Source organism: Bradyrhizobium sp. 44, assembly GCF_023073095.1.
Classification (GTDB): Bacteria; Pseudomonadota; Alphaproteobacteria; order Rhizobiales; family Xanthobacteraceae; genus Bradyrhizobium.
On the sequence record NZ_JADPIY010000014.1, the window covers coordinates 840,598 to 860,708 of the forward strand.

Below are 20,111 nucleotides of genomic sequence, written 5' to 3' on the forward strand. Positions count from 1 at the left end.
AAAGTAATTTTTGAAATACTCATAAGTAAAGTAGCGCTTATTTTCGCTCATTTCCAGTAACCCCATGTATTCTATTGTAGAAATCCTACAATAGATACTTCTGTCATCTTTTGTTCGTGGATCCCCGCAGCACCCTGCGGCAAATACGGGGCCAAATCTGTGATCCAATTAACAGAAGCCGTGAAATAGCGAGCCGTTAGCCATAAGGCGCAGAATTAGTTCCACGACAACTTGTGCCTGCAATTGGTCCTTCTTCGCGGCAACTGCCGCCCTCCTAGCCGGCGAATCGTAAAATTTTACGCAATTTGAGCAGGCCCGTTTCAGCCTGTTGCCCGGTTTTGGGACCCCAGCCGGGCGCGTTAAGCAGAACAAAACCGGCCGCCTCGCACTATCTCCGCGAAAGCAACAAAGCCCGGCACGTGCAGGTCGAGGGGGACCTGGCGAAGCCGGAAGGGGATGTCAAATGGAGACCGCTGCTCGCTCGCGCGCTTGGCGCGCAATCGTTGTGTTGTGCGGATTGATCCTGCTCGGATCGGCCGCCGAGCTTCGCGCTGGAACGCTACTGTCGCCGGGAGCCGGTGTCCTCGTGCGCAAATCCGCCGAGCCGTTCGGCGTGTTCGCCTTCGCCATCTCGGCCGGCAGTCTGCAACAGAAATGGCTCGCGCTGAGCTCCAGGCTCGACGATGACATGGTGCAGCTCGCGCTGTGCGACGGCGACCGGGACAATTGCGCGTCGCCCGCTGCGCTGAAACTGCTCGCCATCGTCGACCAGGCCCGCAGCCGTGACGGCCGCGCTCTGCTGGGCGAAACTAATCGCGCCATCAACCTCGCCATCCGTGCCGCCGATGACGGTTCTGAGGACGTCTGGAGCTCGCCGCTCGCGACTTTCGCGCGTGGCGCTGGGGACTGCGAGGACTATGCCATTGCCAAGCTCGCCGCCCTTAAGCTCGCGGGCGTCGCCGCCGAAGATCTCCGCATCGTCGTCGTGCGCGACATCCGCGCCGGCGAAGAGCATGCGGTTGCCGCTGCACGGCTCGACGGCCACTGGCTGATGCTCGACAACCGCCGCATGGCAATGGTCGAGGACGACGCTGCGCGGAGCTATCAGCCGTTGTTCGTCCTCTACCAGTCGGCCGTGCTGAAATATGTCGACGAACCCGTGCGGTTCTCGATGGTCGCCGCCGAGGCGCGTTGATTTTCTTATAGGCCGGGGTGGAGCCGCCGGGTCGGCGCACAGCGCCGCCCGACGACGGGCTCCGCGAAATCCGGGGCCGCTGCCGCCTGTCGCACGAATCCCGGATTGCGCTGCGCTCCATCCGGGCTACCAGCACAAAGTACGCTTACCCACAAACCCATTCCACAGCGCGATCCAGGACGCTAGCATGGCCGCGGCTATGCGGGGGCGACTGGAATGCGGTTCATCGTGCTGACTGTGCTTGCGCTGCTGGCCTTGCCGGCGGCTCCAGGCTTCGCGCAATCCAGCCCGTCCGCCCGCTCCGTCGCCGACAGGCTGCCGCTGTTCGCCAGGAACAACTGCCAGCAGATCCGAGATCCCGGCAATCAATTGTTCTGCGGTGATGCCGAGCTTGCCGCCGCCGCCGAGAAGCTGAGTACCGGAATCGAGGCGCGGCTTGCCCGCCTGCCCGATCGCCTGCCTGGGATCGAGGAGAACGCGATCTGGGTTCGCCAGCGCAACCTCGGTTGCGGCATCGTCGGCCAGACCGCGATCCGCACCGACGATTTCGACCGGGTGAAGGCATGTCTTCTCAAGGTGACCGATGAGCGCGCCGCGATCGTACGCGATCCGGATTTCGACTGTCTCGCCGCCAACACCGCCGCGGGCGCGCTGATCTGCGCGGACCCTTCGCTGGCGCTTGCCGAGACCGAGCTGAACAGCCAGGTTCTCGGCCTGATCGGCAAGCTCGATCCGACCGCGGCCCGCTTTGCCTTCGCCGAATATGGCCGGTGGACGCGGGAGCGCGATCGCAAATGCAATCTGGTCGGCAAGGAGAACGTGCCGCTCGGGGAGCTCGAGTCCGCGGAGGACTGTCTCGCCGGCTATCTGAAGCACAAGGCCGACGAGATTGGCGCGGCGAAAGGCGATCCGAAGAAGGTGTTTGGCCAGCAGGTCGCAGCCCGCGCGCCCGACACCGATGCCATCGATTTCTGCGCCGCGCGAATCCACGCGGCCAATTCCTGCGGCAACTTCCTCCGCATCAACCGCGTCTACGCGCTCGACAGCCAGGTGGGCGAGCAGGAGGCGCAGGTCACGGGCGAAATCGAGATGGCCGTGCTGGCCCCCTTCGCCACCTGCAGCAAGATCGCCACGACGTGCACTGGCACCTGCTGGAACGCCACAACGGGTCGTCCGCAGCCTGGCGTCGGCAACAAGGAGCGCTCCGCAGACGCCTTCAACGTCACACGCCGCCTGCGGATCCAGCGCACTTTTGCGTTTGTCAAAGCCGCCGACGGCTGGCGCTGCCGGGAAGACGAACTGGCCCCGGTGAATTCAGGCACCGCGGGTGGGGGATCGTAGGGGCTGTGTGCTCTCCCTCTCCCGGTTCTTACGGGGTCGCGACGAGCTTCGCTCGCGCTGAGAGGGTTGGGGTGAGGGGCTGCTTCAGCGAATCCGGTGACAGTTGGACGCGCGGAGAGCCCCCTCACCTGGAATTTGCTGCGTAAATTCCGGCCTCTCCCCGCATGCGGGGAGAGGCGAAGAAATCAAAACATCAGATTGTCCTTCACCAGAACCCAGCGGCCGCCCTTGACCTGCTGCACCTGGGTGATGGTGTTGGCGAGGTGGTCGGTCTTGGAGAATTTGGTCGGCGGCGAGTTGAAGATGTCGAGGAATTTGTCGCCCGATTCCAGCGCGTCCAGCATCTTCTGGCCGGTCAGATCCTTGCCCGCCTTGTTGGCGTAGAACGCAAACGTCGTCACCGCATTGTAGCCGATGATCGCCTGGGTGTTGGCATCGGTGTTGAACATCTTCTTGTAGTTGATGAGCCAGTCGTGGACCTTGCCCTTGGCGGTGTCCTCGTAGGGGATCTCGAAGCCGCTCGCCGCATAGAGGCCCTCGACGGCGTCCTTGCCGAGTGCCGGCACTTCCAGCACGTTGGTCGGCGTCGCCCCCAGGAAGGTGACGTCCCAGCCGAGCTTCTTCGCCTCCGTCATCGCGCCGATGGTCTCGCGGATCACGGTGCCGAGCACGACGAGGTCGCAGCCGTCGGACTTCATCTTGGCGATCTGCGCGCTGAAATCGGAGGCGCCGCGCTTGTAGCTCGTCACCGACGCCGGCTGCAGCTTCATGGCCGTCAATTGCTGGGTGAAGCCGTCGAGCACGTTCTTTCCATACTCGTCATCCTGATGCATGATGCAGGGCTTCTGGAAGTTCTTCCACTCCACCATGTATTTCAGCGCGGCGCGTGTGCTCTCGACATAGGGCAAGAGGTTGTTGAACTTCAGCCGCTCCTGCGGCTTGGCCGGGTCGAATTTGAAGGTGAACTCGGCGGCGGTCAGCGGGAAGAGCTGGAGCACGCCGGCATCGAACAGGATGTCCTGCGCGGCGAGCGTCGGCGCCGATCCCATCGAGCCGATCATTGCAAATATCTTGTCGCGCTCGACCATCTTCTGGGACGCCAGCACGCCCTTCTTCGGATCGTAGCCGTTGTCCTCGAGGATCATCCTGATCTTGCGGCCATTGATGCCGCCGGCCGCGTTGATTTCCTCGACCGCCATCTTCATGCCGTTGGAGACCGGCACGCCCCAGACCTTGATCGGCCCCGACAGATCCTGATGGGTGCCGATGACGATCTCGGAGGCCGAGATGCCTTCATTGGTGACCTTGGTCTGCGCCGCGGCAGGCAAACAGGTGAGCACCACCGCGCCTGCCGCAAAGCCGAACGTTCTCAACGATCTCGACATTGACGTCTCCTCTCCTTGGGGCCCTTATGATGCGAAGGGTGGGGCCATCACTCCTTCGCTGTTATTCAAACAGGATTGTTCAAGCCACCGCCCGCGTCGGATACATTGCGTCGATCTCGGCGGCATAGCGCTTGTTCACGAAGCCGCGCTTCAGCTTCATGGTCGGCGTCAGCTCCTCGTCCTCCGGAGTGAGTTGCCGTTCGATCAGATAGAATCTCTTGATGGTCTCGACGCGGGCGAAATTGGCATTGACCGCTTCGATCTCGCGCCAGATCAGGTCCTGGATCTCCGCCGCGCGGCACAGGCTGGCATAATTGGTGAAGGGGATGTCGTGGTCCTGCGCGAACTTCTCGACATTCTCCTGGTCGATCATCACGAGGCAGGTGAGGTATGGCCGCTTGTCGCCAATCACCACGGAATCCGAGATGTAGGGCGAGAATTTCAGCTGATTCTCGATCTCGGACGGCGTGATGTTCTTGCCGCCCGAGGTGATGATGATGTCCTTCATCCGGTCGGTGATGCGGACGAAGCCCTCATTGTCGATGGTGCCGACGTCACCGGTATGCAACCAGCCGCGATGGTCGATGGTCTCTGCTGTCCTCTCCGGCTGGTTCAGATAGCCCATGAACAGGAAGTCGCCCCTGATCAGGATCTCCCCGTCGGGCGACAGCGCCACTTCACCCCACGACACCGCCTTGCCGACCGAGCCGAGCTTGATCCGCTCCGCCGGCATCATGGTGGCGACCCCGCAATTCTCGGTCTGGCCGTAGACCTCATGAATGTCGATGCCGAGCGCGAGATACCAGCGGATCAGCTCCGGCGCGATCGGCGCCGCGCCGGTGAAGGCGATGCGGCAACGGTCGAGCCCGATCATGCGGCGAATGTTGCGGAATGCGAGCCGATAAGCGATGCCGTTCGCGATACGCAACGACAGCGGCGGCGGTTTCCCTTCGATCCTGCAATCGACCATGCGATAGCCGATATCGATGGCGCGGCGGTAGACCCATTGCTGCAGCGGCGTCGCGTCCTTTAGGGCGATAGTGATCGCGGAATAGAATTTCTCCCAGATCCGCGGCACCGCGAGGAAGATGGTCGGCTGCACCTCGCGCAGATTGTCCGGCACGGTCTCCGGACTCTCGGCAAAATTCATCACCGAGCCGAGCGCGACCGAGATGTAATAGCCGCCAATCCGTTCGGCGACGTGGCAGAGCGGCAGGAAGATCAGCCGGTCCTCGTTCTCGCGCGCCGGAATGAAATCGTTAGCGTGCCGCATCTGGTGCGTGACGCTGCGGTTGGCATGCATGGCGCCCTTGGGAGGGCCCGTGGTGCCGGATGTATAGACGAGGACCGCGAGATCGCTCGCACTGCGACTGTCGACCATTTCCTGCCATAGCGCGTCACGGCCGGCCATGTGGTTGCGCCCGAGCGCGCGGAACTCGTCGAGCGACATCACCATGTCGTCGGAGAAGCCGCTGAGGCCCTCCATGTCGAACACGATGATCTTTCGCAGAGAGGGACAGCGTGCGCGACAGGCCAGGACCTTGTCGAGCTGCTCCTCGTCCTCGGCGAAGATCACTTTCGTCCGGGAATCGTTGACGAGATATTCGACCTGGGATGAGGCATCGGTCGGATAGATGCCGGAGGAGACGCCGCCGGCGCACAGAATGCCCATGTCGACATGGACCCATTCCGGCACTGCGTTGGCGATGATGGAAGCAACGTCGCCGGGTCTGAAGTCGATGGCGTGCAGCGCGTAGGCGATCTCCTTCGAGATCTCCAACCATTCGCGCCAGCTGGTCGGCTGCCAAATCCCGAATTTCTTCTCGCGTATAGCCGGCCTGTCGCCCCGCGTTTCCGCGGCGCGCAAAAAGCTCTTCGCGATCGTGTCAGCGACCGTCAGCACCGCCGGTCGGGCCATTCACGTCTCCTCCTTGTCGCATTCCCCTCCGCTGCCTGCCTTGCCGGCGGTCTATTGTTCCGGACGGGTCTCCCGATCTAACGCCAATTCTTCCTTCAACGCCAAGTCTTGCTTCAACGCCAAGTCTTGCTTCAACGCCAAGTCTTCTTCTTTTTCCAGCGCCGCTCGCCTCGTGCGCCCGCTTCCTTGGCGCCAAGGTAGAATTCCTGGATGTCCTTCGAATGCATCAAACGGTCGCAGCTGTCGTTCATCACGATCCGGCCGATCTCCAGCACATAGCCATAATGCGCCGTCTCCAGCGCCACCTTGGCGTTCTGCTCGACCAGCAGGATCGACATGCCCTGCTCCTCGTTGACGCGGCGTATGATGGCGAAGATCTCCTTCACCAGGATCGGCGACAGCCCGAGCGAGGGCTCGTCGAGCAGCAACAGCGTCGGCCGGTTCATCAGCGCGCGGCCGATTGCGAGCATCTGCTGCTCGCCGCCGGAGAGCTGTCCGGCCGGCTGGTTAATGCGCTCCTTCAGCCGCGGGAAATAGCCGTAGACGCGCTCCAGATCCTCGGCAACGCCGTCACGATCCTTGCGCGGATAGGCGCCCATCATCAGGTTCTCGCGCACGGAGAGGAACGGGAACACCTCGCGTCCCTCCGGCACATGGCTGAGACCCAGCCGCACGATCCTGTCCGCCTCCATGCGCTGGATCGACTTGCCCATGAACTCGATGGCGCCCTTCTGCGGATCGAGAATGCCCGAGATCGTCTTGAGCACCGTGGTCTTGCCGGCGCCGTTGGCGCCCAGCAGCGTGACGATGCGGCCGCGCGGCACTTCGAGCGAGATGCCGCGGATCGCCATGATCGGCCCGTAATAGCTCTCGATGTTGGAGAGTTTCAGGATGATGTCTGGTGTCACCACGGCATCCATCGCGTCAGGCTCCCAGATAGGCGGCGACGACATCGGGGTGCTGCTGCACCTCAGTGGGCGAGCCCATCGCCAGCACCCGGCCGTAGTTCAGGGCGATGACGCGGTCGGAGACGCGGTTGACCAGTGACATGTCGTGCTCGACCATGAGCACGGTGACGCCGAGCTCGCTCTTGAGGTCGCGGATCCAGAACGACATGTCGTCGGTCTCCTCCACGTTGAGGCCGGAGGACGGCTCGTCGAGCAGGATCAGCTTCGGCTCCGAGCATAGTGCGCGCGCCAGCTCGATCACCTTGCGCACGCCGTAAGGCAGACCCGAGATCAGCTTGTCGCGGTAGGGTTCGAGATCGAGGAATTCGATGACTTGCTCGACCCTGCGGCGATGCACCTTCTCGTCGGCCCGTACGCCCGGCAGGAACAACAGTTCCTGCCAAAGCTGCGTGGTCGAATGCCGGTGGCGTCCGACCAGCAGGTTCGACAACACCGTCGCGTTCTCGAACAGCTCGATGTTCTGGAACGTGCGGGCGATGCCGAGCCTTGCGATGTCGTGGGGCGGCTGCTCCGTGATGTCCTGATCCTCGAAGAAGATGCGGCCGGAGGTCGGCCGGTAGATCCGCGAAATCAGGTTGAAAATCGAGCTCTTGCCGGCGCCGTTCGGCCCGATGATCGAGAGGATCTCGCCCCTCTCGACCGCGAAAGACACCGCATCGACGGCCTTCAGCCCGCCGAAATGCAGCGACAAGCTCTCGGCGCGAAAATAGCTCATCGGTTGCGCTCCGACTTCACGTAGATCTTCTGCCGCTTGAAAGTGGCGCGTTTGTAGAGCGGGAACAGCTGGAAGAAGAGTTTGATCTTGAGCCAGCGGCCGTAAAGCCCGAGCGGCTCGAACAGCACGAACAATACGATGATGATGCCGTAGATCGCGCCTTTCAGGCCGTTGAGTGAAGCAAAGGCCGCGACCTTCGACTGGACATTGGCGGCGGTCTGCGTGCCCGCTCCGAAGGTCGCGGCAATGCCGGCGATGATGCCGGGCATGTCGTCCTTGAGGTAGGTCAGGAACGGATCGATCATCACGATGAAGATCGCCCCCAGCACCGCGCCGTGCAGGCTGTAGGTGCCGCCGATCAGGATTACGATGATGAACTCGATCGAGAGTTGGAGCGTGAACATCTCCGGCGAGATGAAGGAGAGCTTGTGCGCGAACAACACGCCGGCGAAGCCGGTGATCGCCGCGGAGATCGCAAAGGACTTCACTTTGTAGAGCGCGACATTGACGCCCATGCTGCGCGCCGCCGTCTCGCTGTCGCGGATCGCGACGAAGGCGCGCCCCGTGGGCGAGCGCAACAGGTTGAGCGTACCGACGATGGTCAGCACCAGCACCGCGAGGCAGAGGAAATAGAAAGTGGGGCTGTCGCGCGAGACTGCAACCCCAAACAGCGACACCGCCTTGATCCGCATGCCCTCGTTGCCGTTGGTGACGCTCTCCCAACGCGCCAGAATCTCCTCGACGATGAAGGCGAAGGAGATGGTGGCGATGACGAGATAAATGCCTTGCAGCCGCAGCGCGGGGAATCCGACCAGCGCACCGATCAGCCCGGTCAGGAGCCCGGCGGCGAGAAAGTAGACCGGGAACGGCACACCATATTTTTGCAAATAAGCCGCCGTATACGCACCGATCGCGAGAAACGCCGCATGCCCGAGTGAGGCCTGCCCGGTGAAACCCGTCAAGATCAACAACGCCACGCCGACCGTCGCGTAGATGCAGACGAAGACGAGCTGGCTCATCAAATAGCTGGAGAGCACATAGGGCGCGATCAGCAGCACGGCCAGCAGGAGACCGTACGAGACGTAATAGCCCGAATGCGGAAACAGCCTGATGTCGTCCTCGTAGTCGGTCTTGAACAGGAAGCGCATGCGTTCAGACCTTCTTGCGGACGTGAAGGCCGAACAGGCCTTCGGGCTTAAGCAAGAGCACGGCGAGCAGCACGATATAGGGCGCGACGTCCTTCCAGCCCTCGGCCAGATAGAAGCCGGCCATGCTCTCGATGACGCCGATCAGAACGCCGCCGACGACGGCGCCGGGGATCGAGCCGAAGCCGCCGAGCACGGCGGCCGGAAACGCTTTCAGGCCCAGCACCAGACCGACATTGGAATGGATGAAGGTGATCGGCGCCAGCAACACGCCGGCACAGGTCGCAACCGCCGCGCTGATCGCCCAGACGATCGACACCACGCGCTTGACCGGAATGCCCATGTAATAGGCCGCCAGCATGTTCTCGGAACTCGCGCGCATCGCGGTGCCGAGCGTGGTCTTGTTGAAGAACAGCCAGAGCAGCGCGCAAAGGATGACCGTCGCCGCGATCACCGAGAGCTTGTCATGGGCGAGCACCAGCGAGCCGATCCGCAGCACGCCCTGGCTGAACGGCGTGTCGATCTTGAAATCGTCGGTGCCCCAGATCATGCCGGACACCGAGCGCAGGAAATAGCCGAGCCCGATGGTGGCCATGATGATGGAGAATTGCGGATAGCCGAGGATCGGCCGCACCACCACGCGCTCGGCCAGCATGCCGAACAGCGCCATCGCCGCCACCGCGCCGGCAAAGCCGATCCAGTAGTTCAGGCCCATCATACCGATGAAGGTGAAGGCAAAGAAGCCGCCCAGCATCATCAGATCGCCCTGGGCGAAATTGACGACCTCGGTGGCCTTGTAGACGAGCACGAAGCCGAGCGCGATCAGGCCGTAGACGCAGCCGAGCGCAACACCGCTGACCAGCTGCTGAACGAAATCCAGCATCGTCGCGCATCCTCCCGATACAACCGGCGGTTCTTCCTGACCGCCTTGCCGCATCTTGTGTTCAGTCGCTACGCAGTCGTTTCGCTGCGTTCGCGCCATTCGTCCCTTCGCCAATTCAGCCTGAACCGCCAAGCGCTGTCAACAAACGGTGACTTGCCATTAGTCCAGTCCGGATGACGGAATTTGCCGCAGCGCGATTCACGGTGCCGAAACATCTTCGGGGCATGGTCGCGAGCGATGCAAAACCGCAAGGTGTGGCCGTGATGAAGCGGGACGACTCGGCGCTCGAAGTCCTGGGGTTAACGAAGCGTTTTGACCGTCTGGCGGTCGACAACCTCGATCTCACCATCCATGCCGGCGAATTCTATGCGCTGGTCGGCCCCAACGGCGCCGGCAAGACCACCACTTTGCGCATGGTTGCGGGCCTTTTGCGGCCCGATGCCGGCGCAGTCTCCATCTTCGGCATCGATGCGCTCCAAAACCCCGTCTCCGCCAAGCAGGTGATGGCGTGGGTCTCCGACGAGCCCATGATCTATGACAAGCTCACGCCGCTCGAATATCTCGAATTCGTGGCCGGTCTGTGGGGCATCGCACCATCGGCCTCGGAACCGGTCGCCGCGGAGCTCCTGAACTCGCTCGGGCTCGAGCCGCACCGGCACGAACGCTGCGAGGGTTTTTCCAAGGGCATGCGCCAGAAGGTCGCCCTCGCCGGCGCCCTGGTGCACGATCCCCGCCTCATCATCCTCGACGAGCCGCTGACGGGACTGGACGCCGTCTCCGCCCGCCATGTCAAGGGACTCCTCAGCGAGCGCGTCCGCGCCGGCTGCACCGTCATCATGACCACGCATATCCTCGAGGTCGCCGAACGTATGGCCGACCGCATCGGCGTGATCGCAGCCGGCCGGCTGGTTGCGGAGGGCACGCTGACCGAGCTGCGGCAGCAAAACGGGCATGCCGATACCAGCCTGGAAGATCTCTTCATCGCGCTGGTGACGCTCCAGGAAGCCGCATGAGCTCGGCCACCGCGCTGTCCTGGTTCGCCCGCCACGAGCTCCGGCTCGCCTGGCGCGAATGGCTCGCCATGATGACCGGCGGGCGGCGCAAACGAACGCGCGCCGCGGTGATCGGCCTGCTGTTCTTCGCGGCGCTGCTGCACGTGCCGGCCTGGGCGGTGATCGGCCGCTTCGCGGACCTGCAATTGCCGCTCGACAAATCCTCGCTGATCGTGATCTCGGCGACGATTTTTCTCGCCTGGACGCTGATGCTGTCGCAGGCGATCGAATCGGTGACCCGGGTGTTTTACGCCCGCGCCGATCTCGACCTCATCATGTCCTCACCCGCGACGCTGGCCAATCTGTTCTCGGTGCGCATCGCCGCGATCGCGCTCACCGTCACGGTGATGGCGCTGCTGTTCTCGACACCCTTTATCGACGTGCTGGTATTCGGGGGCGGCGCGCGCTGGCTTGCAGCGTTCGGCGTTGTCGTCGCGATGGGCCTGTCGGCCGCAGCGGTCGCGATCGCCGTCACCATCCTGCTGTTCCGCCTGATCGGTCCGGCGCGGACACGGTTCGTCGCCCAGATCCTCGCCGCGATCATCGGCGCCGGCTTCGTGATCGCGCTCCAGGTCGCGGCAATCATGTCCTACGGCACGCTATCGCGCTTCACCATCCTGACTTCGGGTAGCCTGGCCGCTTACGCGCCCGATGCCGAGAGCATCTGGTGGTGGCCGGCGCGGGCGGCGATGGGGGACGCCGAGGCGCTGCTGCTGCTCCTGGCACTCGGGCTCGTGTTGCTCGGAAGCGTCATGGCGATCTTCTCGAGCCGATTTGCAGACACGGCGATCGATGCCGCCGCCTATGGCGCGTCCGGCCGTCGCAGCGCGAAGGAGCGCCCGTTTCGCGGCGGATCGCGGCAGCATGCCCTGCGGCGCAAGGAGTTTTCGCTGCTCTGGCGCGATCCCTGGCTGATCTCGCAGACGCTGATGCAGCTGCTCTATCTGGTGCCACCGGCGCTGCTGCTCTGGCGCAACTTTGCCGACAGCTCCGCGGCACTGACGCTGATCACGCCCGTCATCGTCATGGCGGCGGGACAACTCGCCGGCGGGCTTGCCTGGCTGACGATCTCGGGCGAGGACGCGCCCGACCTGGTTGCAACCGCGCCATTGACGCCGTCGAGCGTCGTCCGCGCCAAGATCGAGGTGGTGCTGATCGCGATCGCCGTCATCTTCTGCCCGTTGATCGCGGCGCTCGCTTTCGCCTCGGCGTTCCAGGCCGCGGTCAGCGCCGGTGCGGTCATCGTCAGCGCGGCCTCCGCCACCGCAATCCAGCTCTGGTTCCGGGTGCAGGCCCGGCGCAGCCAATTTCGCCGCCGCCAGACCTCGTCGCGGCTTGCGACCTTTGCCGAGGCGTTCTCCTCGATCGGCTGGGCTGCCAGCGCTGCCCTAGTGCTCACGCTGCCCATCGTCGGTCTCGTCAGCGGCCTGATCACCGCGAGCCTCGTCGCCATCACCTGGAAGTTCAGCCCGCGGCGGTAGTGACAATGGGCCGGCGTGAGGGTGCGACACTGACGCGCTGTTGATCGCGCGCTGTTGGCCACGCGTTGCATTGCACGCTAGACTTTCCCCTGAAGTCATCGGGGATGGATTCATGCGGCGACTGGTTTCGGTGGCTCTGGCGCTGTTCGGCGCAACTCTGTCGCATACCCTCGCCCAACAGCCACAGCGCAGCGAATGCCTGGCGATGGCCAATGCTGCGCCGCGCCTCATGTCGGTCGCGTTCAAGCAGGCGGCGGCCGCGGCCGAGGTCGAGATCACCTATGCCGGCCATTCCACCTATTTCATCGACACGCCCGGCGGCTTGCGCATCGCCACCGACTATAGCGGGGCCTACCAGGTGGGCCGGCTGCCCGATGTCGTCACCATGAACCGGGCCCACAGCACGCACTACTCTTTATATCCCGACAAGCGCATTCCACGTGTGCTGCATGGCTGGGGCGAGGACGGCAAGCCGGCCATCGTGTCGGAGCGCATCGGCGACACCTTCATTCGCAACGTCACGACCGACATCCGCCGCTATTTCGGCGACGATTCCGGCGCCGACATGATCCGTGACGGCAACTCCATTTTCATCTTCGAGGTCGCGGGCCTCTGCATCGGCCATCTCGGCCATCTTCACCACAAGCTCGACGACAGCCATTTTGCCCAGATCGGGCGGCTCGACATCGTGATGGTGCCGATCGACGGCACCTACACCATGTCGCTCGACGGCGTCTCCGAGATCACCAAGCGGCTGCGCGCCTCGGTCGTGCTGCCGATGCACCGCTTCGCCACCCCGCTCGACGATTTCATGCTACGCATCGGCCAGCAGTTCGAGATCGATCGCCGCATGGAACGAAGTTTCCGGATGTCCCGGGATGCGCTGCCGTCGAAGCCGACGGTGATCATCCTCGACGGGGTGTGAGGCGCGAAGTCGGAACGCATCAGCCTCCTCCGACTTGGTTGCTTCGAGATCAGTTACGATCGGAGCAATCATGAGCAGACGGTTGCTGGTCATAGGCTCATTTGCGGCCATTTACCTGCTGTGGGGTTCCACCTACTTCGCCATCACTTTGGGCCTGAAATCGATTCCGCCATTTCTGCTGATGGCGTTACGTTCGTTCTGTGGCGGCATCTTGTTGCTGGCCATGAGTGCCGGTGAGGTCGCGAACGTATCCGCGCAGGCATGGATAAGGGCGAGCCTGTGCGGACTCCTGTTCTTTGTCGGTTGCCACGGCGTACTCGCCTTCGCGCAGCAATCGGTTCCGTCGGGCGTCGCGGCCATCGTGCTGGCCACGATCCCGTTCTGGATCCTGCTGATCGATATCTTGTTCCCCGGCGATCAGCGACCGAAGCCCCTTGCCCTGCTCGCTCTCGCGCCGGGCTTCTTCGGCGTCGGACTCGTGGCGTGGCAAAACGTCGAGCAGGCTGGCATCAGCATCTTTCCCGTCGTCTGGCTGCTGGCTGCGGCCTTGTCATGGTCGGCCGGGACTGTCTTGTCCCGGAGCATGTCGAGCCAGGCATCCGCTATCCTGCTTTCGGGCATCCAGCTTTCGATCGGCGGCACCGTGTTGTTCGCGATCAGTTGGCTGACAGGCGAGATCGGAAACTTCAGGCCAAGCGAGGTTTCGCTGGTCTCGCTCGCAGCGGCGCTTTGGCTGATCATCGCTGGCAGCGTGATCGGATTCGTCGCCTACAACTGGCTTTTGGAAAACGTCTCGACCTCGTTGGTGTCGACCTACACTTTCGTCAACCCGGTGATCGCTGTGCTGCTCGGCACTGTCGTGCTGAACGAGCCATTTTCGCGCATGATGCTGCTTGGTGCGGGTCTCGTCATTGTCTCCGTGATCGTCATTTGGCTCGCGGAACGTTCGACGAGCCGACCAACGAACGAAAAGTCTAATCCTGGCATAGGGCATCTGTCGCCCAACAAGACTTGACGGCGGGCGCCGCGCAATTTTCTCCAAGTCGGCTGCCGGCCGGTCGTGCTGATCTCCTCGCAACAGGAGATCGACATGACCGATTTTGCGAGATTATTGCACGCGGACGGACCGAACCCCGAGCACGCGGCGGCGCTGCGACTTTACGGCCGTTTCGTCGGCGATTGGGACGCCGAGATCACCGCCCATAAACCCGATGGAACGAAACACACCGCGCCCGGCGAAATCCATTTCGGCTGGGTGCTGGAGGGCCGCGCCGTGCAGGACGTCTGGATCATTCCGCGCCCGGCCGGCAGCCCGGCCTTGCCGATCGCCGGCAATTGGTACGGCACGACGCTGCGGGTCTACGATCCGACCATCGATGCCTGGCGGATTTCCTGGTTCGATCCCGGTCGCTGCATATTCCGCCAGCAGATCGGCCGTCCACGCGATGCCGACATCGTGCAGGAAGGCACGACCGAAGCCGGCGACCTGACGCGCTGGAGTTTTACGGAAATCACCGAGGATTTCTTCCATTGGCTCGGCGAGGTCAAGCCGGCCACCGCAACCGATTGGCGGCTCGTGGTCGATGTAAGGGCGAAGCGGCGCAAGGGTTGACGACGGCGCCGCTGTGCCCGCGATGACGGGTGCGGTTGCGCAACGCGCGCTGCTGTGTGCGATGACGAGGTGCTAGGCTCCCCGAACAAGAAGCATTCATAAGGGGAGCGCACGCCCATGGCTGCAAGCGGTCTGCCCATCAACACGAGCGGGTTATTCGTCGAGCCGCGCGAGGACTGGCTCGCGCTGCATCAGGAGGAGATCATCGATCCCTTACGGCCGATCGTCGATCCCCATCACCATCTCTGGAATCGCGGGCACCGCTATCTGATCGAGGAGATGGCGGCCGATATCGCCTCCGGCCACAACGTCCTCGCCACCGTCTATGTCGATTGCCGCTCGATGTATCGTGCGTACGGGCCAGAAGCATTCCGGCCGGTCGGCGAAGTCGAGTTCGCCAATGGCGTCGCCGCGATGAGCGCCAGCGGCGGTTACGGCAAGGCCGCGATTTGCGCCGGCATCGTCAGCCACGTCAATCTGCTGCTCGGCGGTGCCGCAAAGCCGGTGCTGGAGGCCGAGATCGCGGCAGGCAACGGTCGCTTCCGCGGCATCCGGCATTCCTCGGCCTGGGACCCGGATCCTGCTGTCGCCGGCATGTATGCGAACCGGCCGCAGGGATTGCTGCAGGACCCGACCTTCCGCAGGGGCTTCGCCTGTCTCGCGCCGCTGAATCTGAGCTTCGATGCCTGGCTGTTCCATCCGCAGATCGGCGAGCTGACCGAGCTCGCCCGCGCATTTCCCGACACCAGGATCGTGCTCGACCATTGCGGCGGCCCGGCCGGAATCGGCCGGTTTGCCGGGCGACGCGAGGAGGTGTTTCCGCAATGGCGGGCGTCGATCCAGGAGATCGCCAAATGCGAGAACGTGGTGGTGAAGCTCGGCGGGCTCGCGATGTGCCTGCTCGGCTACGACTTCCATTTGCGCGAGAGGCCGCCGTCATCCGAGGAGCTTGCCGCCGCGTGGCGGCCTTACGTCGAGACCTGCATCGAGGCGTTTGGACCCAAGCGCGCGATGTTCGAGAGCAACTTCCCGCCGGACAAGGGCCAGTGCAGCTACCAGGCGATCTTCAACGCCTTCAAGCGTATCGCGGCGCCCCTGAGCGAGACCGAGAAGACGGCGTTGTTCTCGCAGACCGCGAGCAACTTCTACCGGCTCGATTTGCCTTGAAAAGGATTGCCGTCATGACGAGAACAGGGGCCGGGATCTTGATCCCGGCCCCTGTTCCGTCGTGACCGCTGGGAAGCGTCCTTGAAACTGATTGAACTCTAGCCGGCGCCCATCAGCGAGGCCGGACGGCGCTCGCCGGTGGAGACGAAGATCTTCTTGAGCTTGTTGACGACGCGGATCAGGAAGCCGATCATCACGGGATTGGTCTTGCGGCAGAACGCGATCTTCTTGACGTGGCCTTCGACATGCCATTTGGCATGCGCGCCGTTGCGGAAGAAGATGACGTCTCCCGGGCCGTAGCGCTTCGGCGGCATGCCGTCGCTTTCGAGCACGATCGACCCTTCCATGATCATGATCGTTTCGTCGATATCGTAGTACCAGTTGAAGCGCCCTTCGGTGCAGGCCCAGATGATGGTCGAAGCGGTGCCGTCGGCGCTGGTGGACAGGATGTGCGAGCGCGACACCGGATTGCCTTCGATGATCCAGGACGGTTCGATCGGCCGCAGCTCGAGTTCTACATTGCAACTGCTGATTTCAATCAATGTACGCGACATCTGTTTCCCAGGGGATAAAATATGATCCGCCGGGTCTCGGCCCGGATTGTTCAAAGATGGCGGGAACGCTAGTAGCCGGTTTTTAATTCTTTCTTACGCAGGGGCCGACAATCAGCCGCAAGTTGCAGACGCGAAACGGTTAACGTCGCAATTTCCCTGCAATTTCGGGCACATGAACCCTTGTTTTCCGGGGTGCGACAAAGTGCGCGAAGCTATCTGAAAGGAGCCATGCCGATGCCCCTCACCCCGGAGGTTCTGACAGCCGAAGGCGAGGTCATCGCCTGGCTCGGCAGCCTCGATGTCTCCTTCGCAACCGAAGAGGAGCCCTGGTTCACGGTCGACGGCATCGACCGCCCCCGGCAGATCGGCAGCGACGGCTCCGGCGGCGCGTTCGTGCTGCTGCCGTCTCAGAACGTGCTCTACGTCTCATCGGAAGGCCGCGCGGGAATCATCGCGGAAGGTTTCGAGGCTTTCGTCCAGCTCGTCGTGGCGCGCCCCTATTGGCTCGACATCCTCAAATTTTCCGCCGGCGGTGACCTCCATGAAATGCGGCGGGCGGCCGACGCGCTGGAGGCCACACTCGACGACGAGGACGACGTCAACGAGGCCCGCGAGCAAATCCGCAACGGCCTCGACTTGCCCGAGGCGAATGATCCGGTCGGTGCGCTCTACGACGCGGTGGCGGCCTCCGACGCCGTCGTGCGGGCCACCGACGGCAGCCCGTTCACGACGCTGTTCAACCGCTTCAGCATCGACAACAGCCCGATGCTGCGCAACGCGGCGGCGTAAGGCGGGCTTTGAGAATAGGAACGTGCTCGGCCTTCATAGTTCGAGGGTCTAATATCTCACCGCAAGAAGAAACCTCATCCTGAGGAGCCCGCGAAGCGGGCGTCTCGAAGGATGGACTGAAAGACGCGTTACTTCGCCCATTCGCCCTTGCGAAACACCGGCACTTTGCTGCCGTCGGCCAGAATGCCGTCGATGTCGGTCTCGGCCGAGCCGATCATCCAGTCGATATGGATCAGGCTCTGGTTGCCGCCTTGCGCCGCGATCTGCTGCGGCGTGAGCTGGGCGCCGTTGACGAAGCACTTCGAATAGCACTGGCCGAGCGCGATGTGCGAGGCCGCGTTCTCGTCGAACAGCGTGTTGTAGAACAATAATCCGCTCTGCGAGATCGGCGAGGAATGCGGCACCAGGGCCACCTCGCCGAGACGGCGCGCGCCCTCGTCGGTGTCGAGCACCTTGTTCAGTACCTCCTCGCCGCGCGAAGCCTTGGCGTCGACGATCCTGCCGTCCTCGAAGCGCACCGCGATGTTGTCGATCAGCGTGCCCTGGTAGGACAGCGGCTTCGAGCTCACAACATGGCCGTAGACGCGCCGGCAATGCGGCGTGGTGAAGACCTCTTCGGTCGGGATATTGGCGTTGCAGCTGATGCCGTTCTTGGAGAGCGAAGCACCGCCCTCCCATTCATGGCCGTCGGCGAGGCCGATCGTGAGGTCGGTGCCCGGTCCTGAATACTGGAGCGCGCGGAAACGCTGGCCGTTGAGCCAGTTGGTGCGCTCCCGCAGCACCGCGTTGTGGCTCGCCCAATTGGCCGGCGCGTCCTCGCGATCGACGCGGGACGCCGCGAAGATCGCGTCCGCGAGCTTGCCGATCGCGACCTCTTCAGGATCGTTCGGAAAGACCTGCTTCGCCCAGGACGGGCTCGGATAGGCAATGATGTTCCAGTTGGTGTCGAAATTGACGATCTTTTCCAGCGCGGGCTGATAGGCCATGGAATTGGCCTTGCTGGCGCGCGCGACCTTGGATGCATCTTCGCCCGAGAGCAGCATCGGATTGTCGCCGACGATGGCGAGACGCGCGGTGTTGTTCGAGAACGCCTTGGCCATGCCCTCGTAGAGCCAGTTGGCGGCGCGATCGAAGCTGTCGTCGTGGCCGTGGCGGTAGCGCGCCAGCGTCATCTCTTCGTCGGAGAGAATGGGCGTCACGATGCCGGCGCCGGCCTTGTACGCATGCACGGCAATCCGCCGCACCAGCGGCAACGCGATCGCAGGCGCCGTCAAGAGCAGATCCTGGCCGGGCCGCAAGCCCAGGCCCACCTTCACCGCCACCTCGGCCAGCCGGTCGAGCTTCACGGGATCGATGGGAGTGGAGGTGATGCGTTGATCAGTCATGCCGAATCCTCTGCCGAACGTCTCTCGCTCAATCTAAGTCTAGCATCGCGAGACACAAGTGCGCGAGTGCCTTGCGACACCCCAAAGATACGCAGTTTCGCGCATTTTGGTTTTCAACGCGTTGCCGATTTCAGCACCCGGTCGACCATGGCGGGAGCAAGGCCGAGGTAATTTTTCGGTGATGTCAGCGCCTCGATCGTGGCACGATCGATTCTGACGGAGACGCGGGAATCGGACGACAGTGCGTCCGCCAATGTCAGACCTTTCTCATTGGCGAGCCGGCAGGCGTCATAGACCACGTCATGGGCCTCCTGCCGCCCGATCTGCGGCGCGAGCCCCATCATGACGGCTTCGGCCACGATCAGACCGCGGCTGACGGCGAGATTCTCGTTCATCTTGCTTTCGTCCACGATCAGGCCGGCGAGCGCGAACTTCGCCTGATGCAACGCGCCGGCGGTCAGCACGAAACTCTCGGGGATAGCCATCCATTCGGCGTGCCAGGGCCCGGTGGCGCGCTCGAAATCCTGCACCATGGCATCCAGCATGAGGCCGGCGTGCTGGCGCACCGCCTTGGACGCCGCAAGTATCAGTTCCGAGGAGATCGGGTTGCGCTTCTGAGGCATGGTCGAGGAAGCACCGCGTCCCTTGACGAAGGGCTCGTAGACCTCCGCGAATTCGGTCGAGGCCATGATCATGACGTCGAGCGCGATCTTGCCGAGCGAGCCGGTGATGAGCGCCAGGAAATTGACGGCCTCGGCAAAACCGTCGCGTGCGACGTGCCAGGTCGAGGCGGGAACGCCGAGCCTCAGTTCGGCGCAGAGCGCTTCCTGCACCTCGAACCCCTTGTCGCCGAGCGAGGCCAGCGTGCCGGCGGCGCCGGCGAACTGGCCGACCAGAACGCGCGGCTTCAATTCACTGATGCGCTCGGCGTGGCGGTCGAACATCGCGAGCCAGATCGCGGTCTTGTAGCCGAAGGTCACCGGCAACGCCTGCTGGAGATGGGTGCGCCCCGCCATCGGCGTGTCGCGGTAGCGCTTCGAGAGGGCGGCGAGGATTGTGCGCAGCGCGGCGATGTCCTGCTCGACGATCTCGAGCCCGGCGCGCAGTTGCAGCACCACGGCGGTGTCCATGATGTCCTGCGTGGTCGCTCCCCAATGCACATAGCGGCCGGCATCGCCGCATTGCTTCACCATCTGATGCACTAGCGGCAGGATCGGATAGCCGACGACATCGGTCTCCTGCCGTAACAGGTCGAAATCCAGCGCGGCAACGTCGGTCCGCGCCGCGATCTGATCGGCCGCGTCCTGCGGAATCACCCCGCATCTCGCTTCCGCCTTCGCCAGCGCCACCTCGACCTCGGCATAGCGCGCGACCGTCGCGATATCGGAAAACACCTCCCGCATCTGCGGCGTGCCGAAGGCATCGCGGAACAGCATGGAATCGAGCACGGTGGTTGAGGCATGAAAAGCGGGCATGGGCGTTTCTTCGTGGTTGGTGTTTTGTGTGAGGGCAGCTTACGCACACGGAACTGTTCGGCAATGGACATTCACTATTCGTCAGGTATTCGATGCTGTCGCGAAGGCCAGGACAACATGG

Annotated in this window: 18 protein-coding genes; 9 read left to right on the forward strand and 9 right to left on the reverse strand. The window is 63.2% G+C overall.

The window, feature by feature from the left end; all coding sequences use genetic code 11:
• Positions 1-463 precede the first annotated feature (463 nt).
• Both IVB41_RS14810 and IVB41_RS14815 read left to right on the forward strand, forming a co-directional pair.
• The gene (locus IVB41_RS14810) at positions 464-1,195 is read left to right on the forward strand and encodes a transglutaminase-like cysteine peptidase (RefSeq protein WP_247432185.1); all 732 of its coding nucleotides are present in this window, start codon (positions 464-466) and stop codon (positions 1,193-1,195) included.
• A 216-nt stretch (positions 1,196-1,411) separates the two neighbouring features.
• Positions 1,412-2,536 carry a lysozyme inhibitor LprI family protein gene (locus tag IVB41_RS14815; RefSeq protein ID WP_247432188.1) on the forward strand — a complete coding sequence of 375 codons (1,125 nt, stop codon included), beginning with the start codon at positions 1,412-1,414 and terminating at the stop codon, positions 2,534-2,536.
• A 185-nt stretch (positions 2,537-2,721) separates the two neighbouring features.
• Here IVB41_RS14815 and IVB41_RS14820 read toward each other — a convergent pair whose 3' ends face one another.
• The 6 genes from IVB41_RS14820 to IVB41_RS14845 form a co-directional block, all read right to left on the reverse strand.
• Positions 2,722-3,921, reverse strand: coding sequence for an ABC transporter substrate-binding protein (locus IVB41_RS14820; RefSeq protein WP_027570084.1), 1,200 nt, complete (start codon positions 3,919-3,921; stop codon positions 2,722-2,724).
• Between the two features lie 79 nt (positions 3,922-4,000).
• Positions 4,001-5,839, reverse strand: a complete 1,839-nt coding sequence (locus IVB41_RS14825) for a long-chain fatty acid--CoA ligase (RefSeq protein ID WP_247432191.1) — start codon at positions 5,837-5,839, stop codon at positions 4,001-4,003.
• Positions 5,840-5,970: 131 nt separating this feature from the next.
• Positions 5,971-6,759 (reverse strand): ABC transporter ATP-binding protein, encoded by a 789-nt coding sequence (locus tag IVB41_RS14830; protein ID WP_247283233.1) that lies wholly within the window; start codon positions 6,757-6,759, stop codon positions 5,971-5,973.
• Between the two features lie 4 nt (positions 6,760-6,763).
• The gene (locus tag IVB41_RS14835) at positions 6,764-7,522 is read right to left on the reverse strand and encodes an ABC transporter ATP-binding protein (protein ID WP_247406045.1); all 759 of its coding nucleotides are present in this window, start codon (positions 7,520-7,522) and stop codon (positions 6,764-6,766) included.
• Positions 7,519-8,670 carry a branched-chain amino acid ABC transporter permease gene (locus IVB41_RS14840; protein ID WP_247432195.1) on the reverse strand — a complete coding sequence of 384 codons (1,152 nt, stop codon included), beginning with the start codon at positions 8,668-8,670 and terminating at the stop codon, positions 7,519-7,521. Before IVB41_RS14840 ends, IVB41_RS14835 begins: the two co-directional genes overlap by 4 nt.
• Before the next feature lie 4 nt (positions 8,671-8,674).
• Complete coding sequence (locus IVB41_RS14845) at positions 8,675-9,550, reverse strand: branched-chain amino acid ABC transporter permease (protein ID WP_027570079.1); 876 nt, start codon at positions 9,548-9,550, stop codon at positions 8,675-8,677.
• Positions 9,551-9,813: 263 nt separating this feature from the next.
• On the opposite strand from IVB41_RS14845, the gene IVB41_RS14850 reads away from it, so the two are divergent.
• The 6 genes from IVB41_RS14850 (at position 9,814) to IVB41_RS14875 (ending at position 15,787) form a co-directional block, all read left to right on the forward strand.
• A complete protein-coding gene (locus IVB41_RS14850) occupies positions 9,814-10,563 on the forward strand; it encodes an ABC transporter ATP-binding protein (RefSeq protein ID WP_247362914.1) in 750 nt (249 codons plus the stop codon).
• Positions 10,560-12,083, forward strand: a complete 1,524-nt coding sequence (locus IVB41_RS14855; RefSeq protein ID WP_247432198.1) for a permease — start codon at positions 10,560-10,562, stop codon at positions 12,081-12,083. The genes IVB41_RS14850 and IVB41_RS14855 overlap by 4 nt, the downstream gene beginning before the upstream one ends.
• A 112-nt stretch (positions 12,084-12,195) precedes the next feature.
• Complete coding sequence (locus tag IVB41_RS14860) at positions 12,196-13,008, forward strand: MBL fold metallo-hydrolase (protein ID WP_247432203.1); 813 nt, start codon at positions 12,196-12,198, stop codon at positions 13,006-13,008.
• Positions 13,009-13,078: 70 nt separating this feature from the next.
• Entirely contained in the window at positions 13,079-14,023 is a 945-nt protein-coding gene (locus IVB41_RS14865; protein ID WP_247432206.1) for an EamA family transporter, read from the forward strand.
• A gap of 75 nt (positions 14,024-14,098) precedes the next feature.
• Complete coding sequence (locus IVB41_RS14870) at positions 14,099-14,620, forward strand: hypothetical protein (RefSeq protein ID WP_247432210.1); 522 nt, start codon at positions 14,099-14,101, stop codon at positions 14,618-14,620.
• A gap of 117 nt (positions 14,621-14,737) precedes the next feature.
• Positions 14,738-15,787: an amidohydrolase gene (locus IVB41_RS14875; RefSeq protein WP_247432213.1), complete on the forward strand. Its 1,050-nt coding sequence runs from the start codon at positions 14,738-14,740 to the stop codon at positions 15,785-15,787.
• A gap of 98 nt (positions 15,788-15,885) precedes the next feature.
• On the opposite strand, the gene IVB41_RS14880 is transcribed toward IVB41_RS14875, so the two are convergent.
• Positions 15,886-16,341 (reverse strand): cupin domain-containing protein, encoded by a 456-nt coding sequence (locus tag IVB41_RS14880; RefSeq protein WP_247432216.1) that lies wholly within the window; start codon positions 16,339-16,341, stop codon positions 15,886-15,888.
• 234 nt (positions 16,342-16,575) lie between these two features.
• Between IVB41_RS14880 and IVB41_RS14885 the strand changes: the two genes are divergently transcribed.
• Complete coding sequence (locus IVB41_RS14885; protein ID WP_247432221.1) at positions 16,576-17,130, forward strand: hypothetical protein; 555 nt, start codon at positions 16,576-16,578, stop codon at positions 17,128-17,130.
• Positions 17,131-17,258: 128 nt separating this feature from the next.
• Here the strand turns inward: IVB41_RS14885 and IVB41_RS14890 are convergent, their stop codons facing one another.
• Entirely contained in the window at positions 17,259-18,515 is a 1,257-nt protein-coding gene (locus IVB41_RS14890; protein ID WP_027570071.1) for an aminopeptidase, read from the reverse strand.
• Between the two features lie 113 nt (positions 18,516-18,628).
• A complete protein-coding gene (locus IVB41_RS14895; RefSeq protein ID WP_247432225.1) occupies positions 18,629-19,990 on the reverse strand; it encodes an adenylosuccinate lyase family protein in 1,362 nt (453 codons plus the stop codon).
• Positions 19,991-20,111 lie beyond the last annotated feature (121 nt).

Bases quoted from the DNA above. Each gene is read 5' to 3' on its own strand.
- IVB41_RS14810 (WP_247432185.1), top strand. From the start codon at position 464: ATGGAGACCGCTGCTCGCTCGCGCGCTTGGCGCGCAATCGTTGTGTTG.
- IVB41_RS14815 (WP_247432188.1), top strand. From the start codon at position 1,412: ATGCGGTTCATCGTGCTGACTGTGCTTGCGCTGCTGGCCTTGCCGGCG.
- IVB41_RS14820 (WP_027570084.1), bottom strand. From the start codon at position 3,921: ATGTCGAGATCGTTGAGAACGTTCGGCTTTGCGGCAGGCGCGGTGGTG.
- IVB41_RS14825 (WP_247432191.1), bottom strand. From the start codon at position 5,839: ATGGCCCGACCGGCGGTGCTGACGGTCGCTGACACGATCGCGAAGAGC.
- IVB41_RS14830 (WP_247283233.1), bottom strand. From the start codon at position 6,759: ATGGATGCCGTGGTGACACCAGACATCATCCTGAAACTCTCCAACATC.
- IVB41_RS14835 (WP_247406045.1), bottom strand. From the start codon at position 7,522: ATGAGCTATTTTCGCGCCGAGAGCTTGTCGCTGCATTTCGGCGGGCTG.
- IVB41_RS14840 (WP_247432195.1), bottom strand. From the start codon at position 8,670: ATGCGCTTCCTGTTCAAGACCGACTACGAGGACGACATCAGGCTGTTT.
- IVB41_RS14845 (WP_027570079.1), bottom strand. From the start codon at position 9,550: ATGCTGGATTTCGTTCAGCAGCTGGTCAGCGGTGTTGCGCTCGGCTGC.
- IVB41_RS14850 (WP_247362914.1), top strand. From the start codon at position 9,814: ATGAAGCGGGACGACTCGGCGCTCGAAGTCCTGGGGTTAACGAAGCGT.
- IVB41_RS14855 (WP_247432198.1), top strand. From the start codon at position 10,560: ATGAGCTCGGCCACCGCGCTGTCCTGGTTCGCCCGCCACGAGCTCCGG.
- IVB41_RS14860 (WP_247432203.1), top strand. From the start codon at position 12,196: ATGCGGCGACTGGTTTCGGTGGCTCTGGCGCTGTTCGGCGCAACTCTG.
- IVB41_RS14865 (WP_247432206.1), top strand. From the start codon at position 13,079: ATGAGCAGACGGTTGCTGGTCATAGGCTCATTTGCGGCCATTTACCTG.
- IVB41_RS14870 (WP_247432210.1), top strand. From the start codon at position 14,099: ATGACCGATTTTGCGAGATTATTGCACGCGGACGGACCGAACCCCGAG.
- IVB41_RS14875 (WP_247432213.1), top strand. From the start codon at position 14,738: ATGGCTGCAAGCGGTCTGCCCATCAACACGAGCGGGTTATTCGTCGAG.
- IVB41_RS14880 (WP_247432216.1), bottom strand. From the start codon at position 16,341: ATGTCGCGTACATTGATTGAAATCAGCAGTTGCAATGTAGAACTCGAG.
- IVB41_RS14885 (WP_247432221.1), top strand. From the start codon at position 16,576: ATGCCCCTCACCCCGGAGGTTCTGACAGCCGAAGGCGAGGTCATCGCC.
- IVB41_RS14890 (WP_027570071.1), bottom strand. From the start codon at position 18,515: ATGACTGATCAACGCATCACCTCCACTCCCATCGATCCCGTGAAGCTC.
- IVB41_RS14895 (WP_247432225.1), bottom strand. From the start codon at position 19,990: ATGCCCGCTTTTCATGCCTCAACCACCGTGCTCGATTCCATGCTGTTC.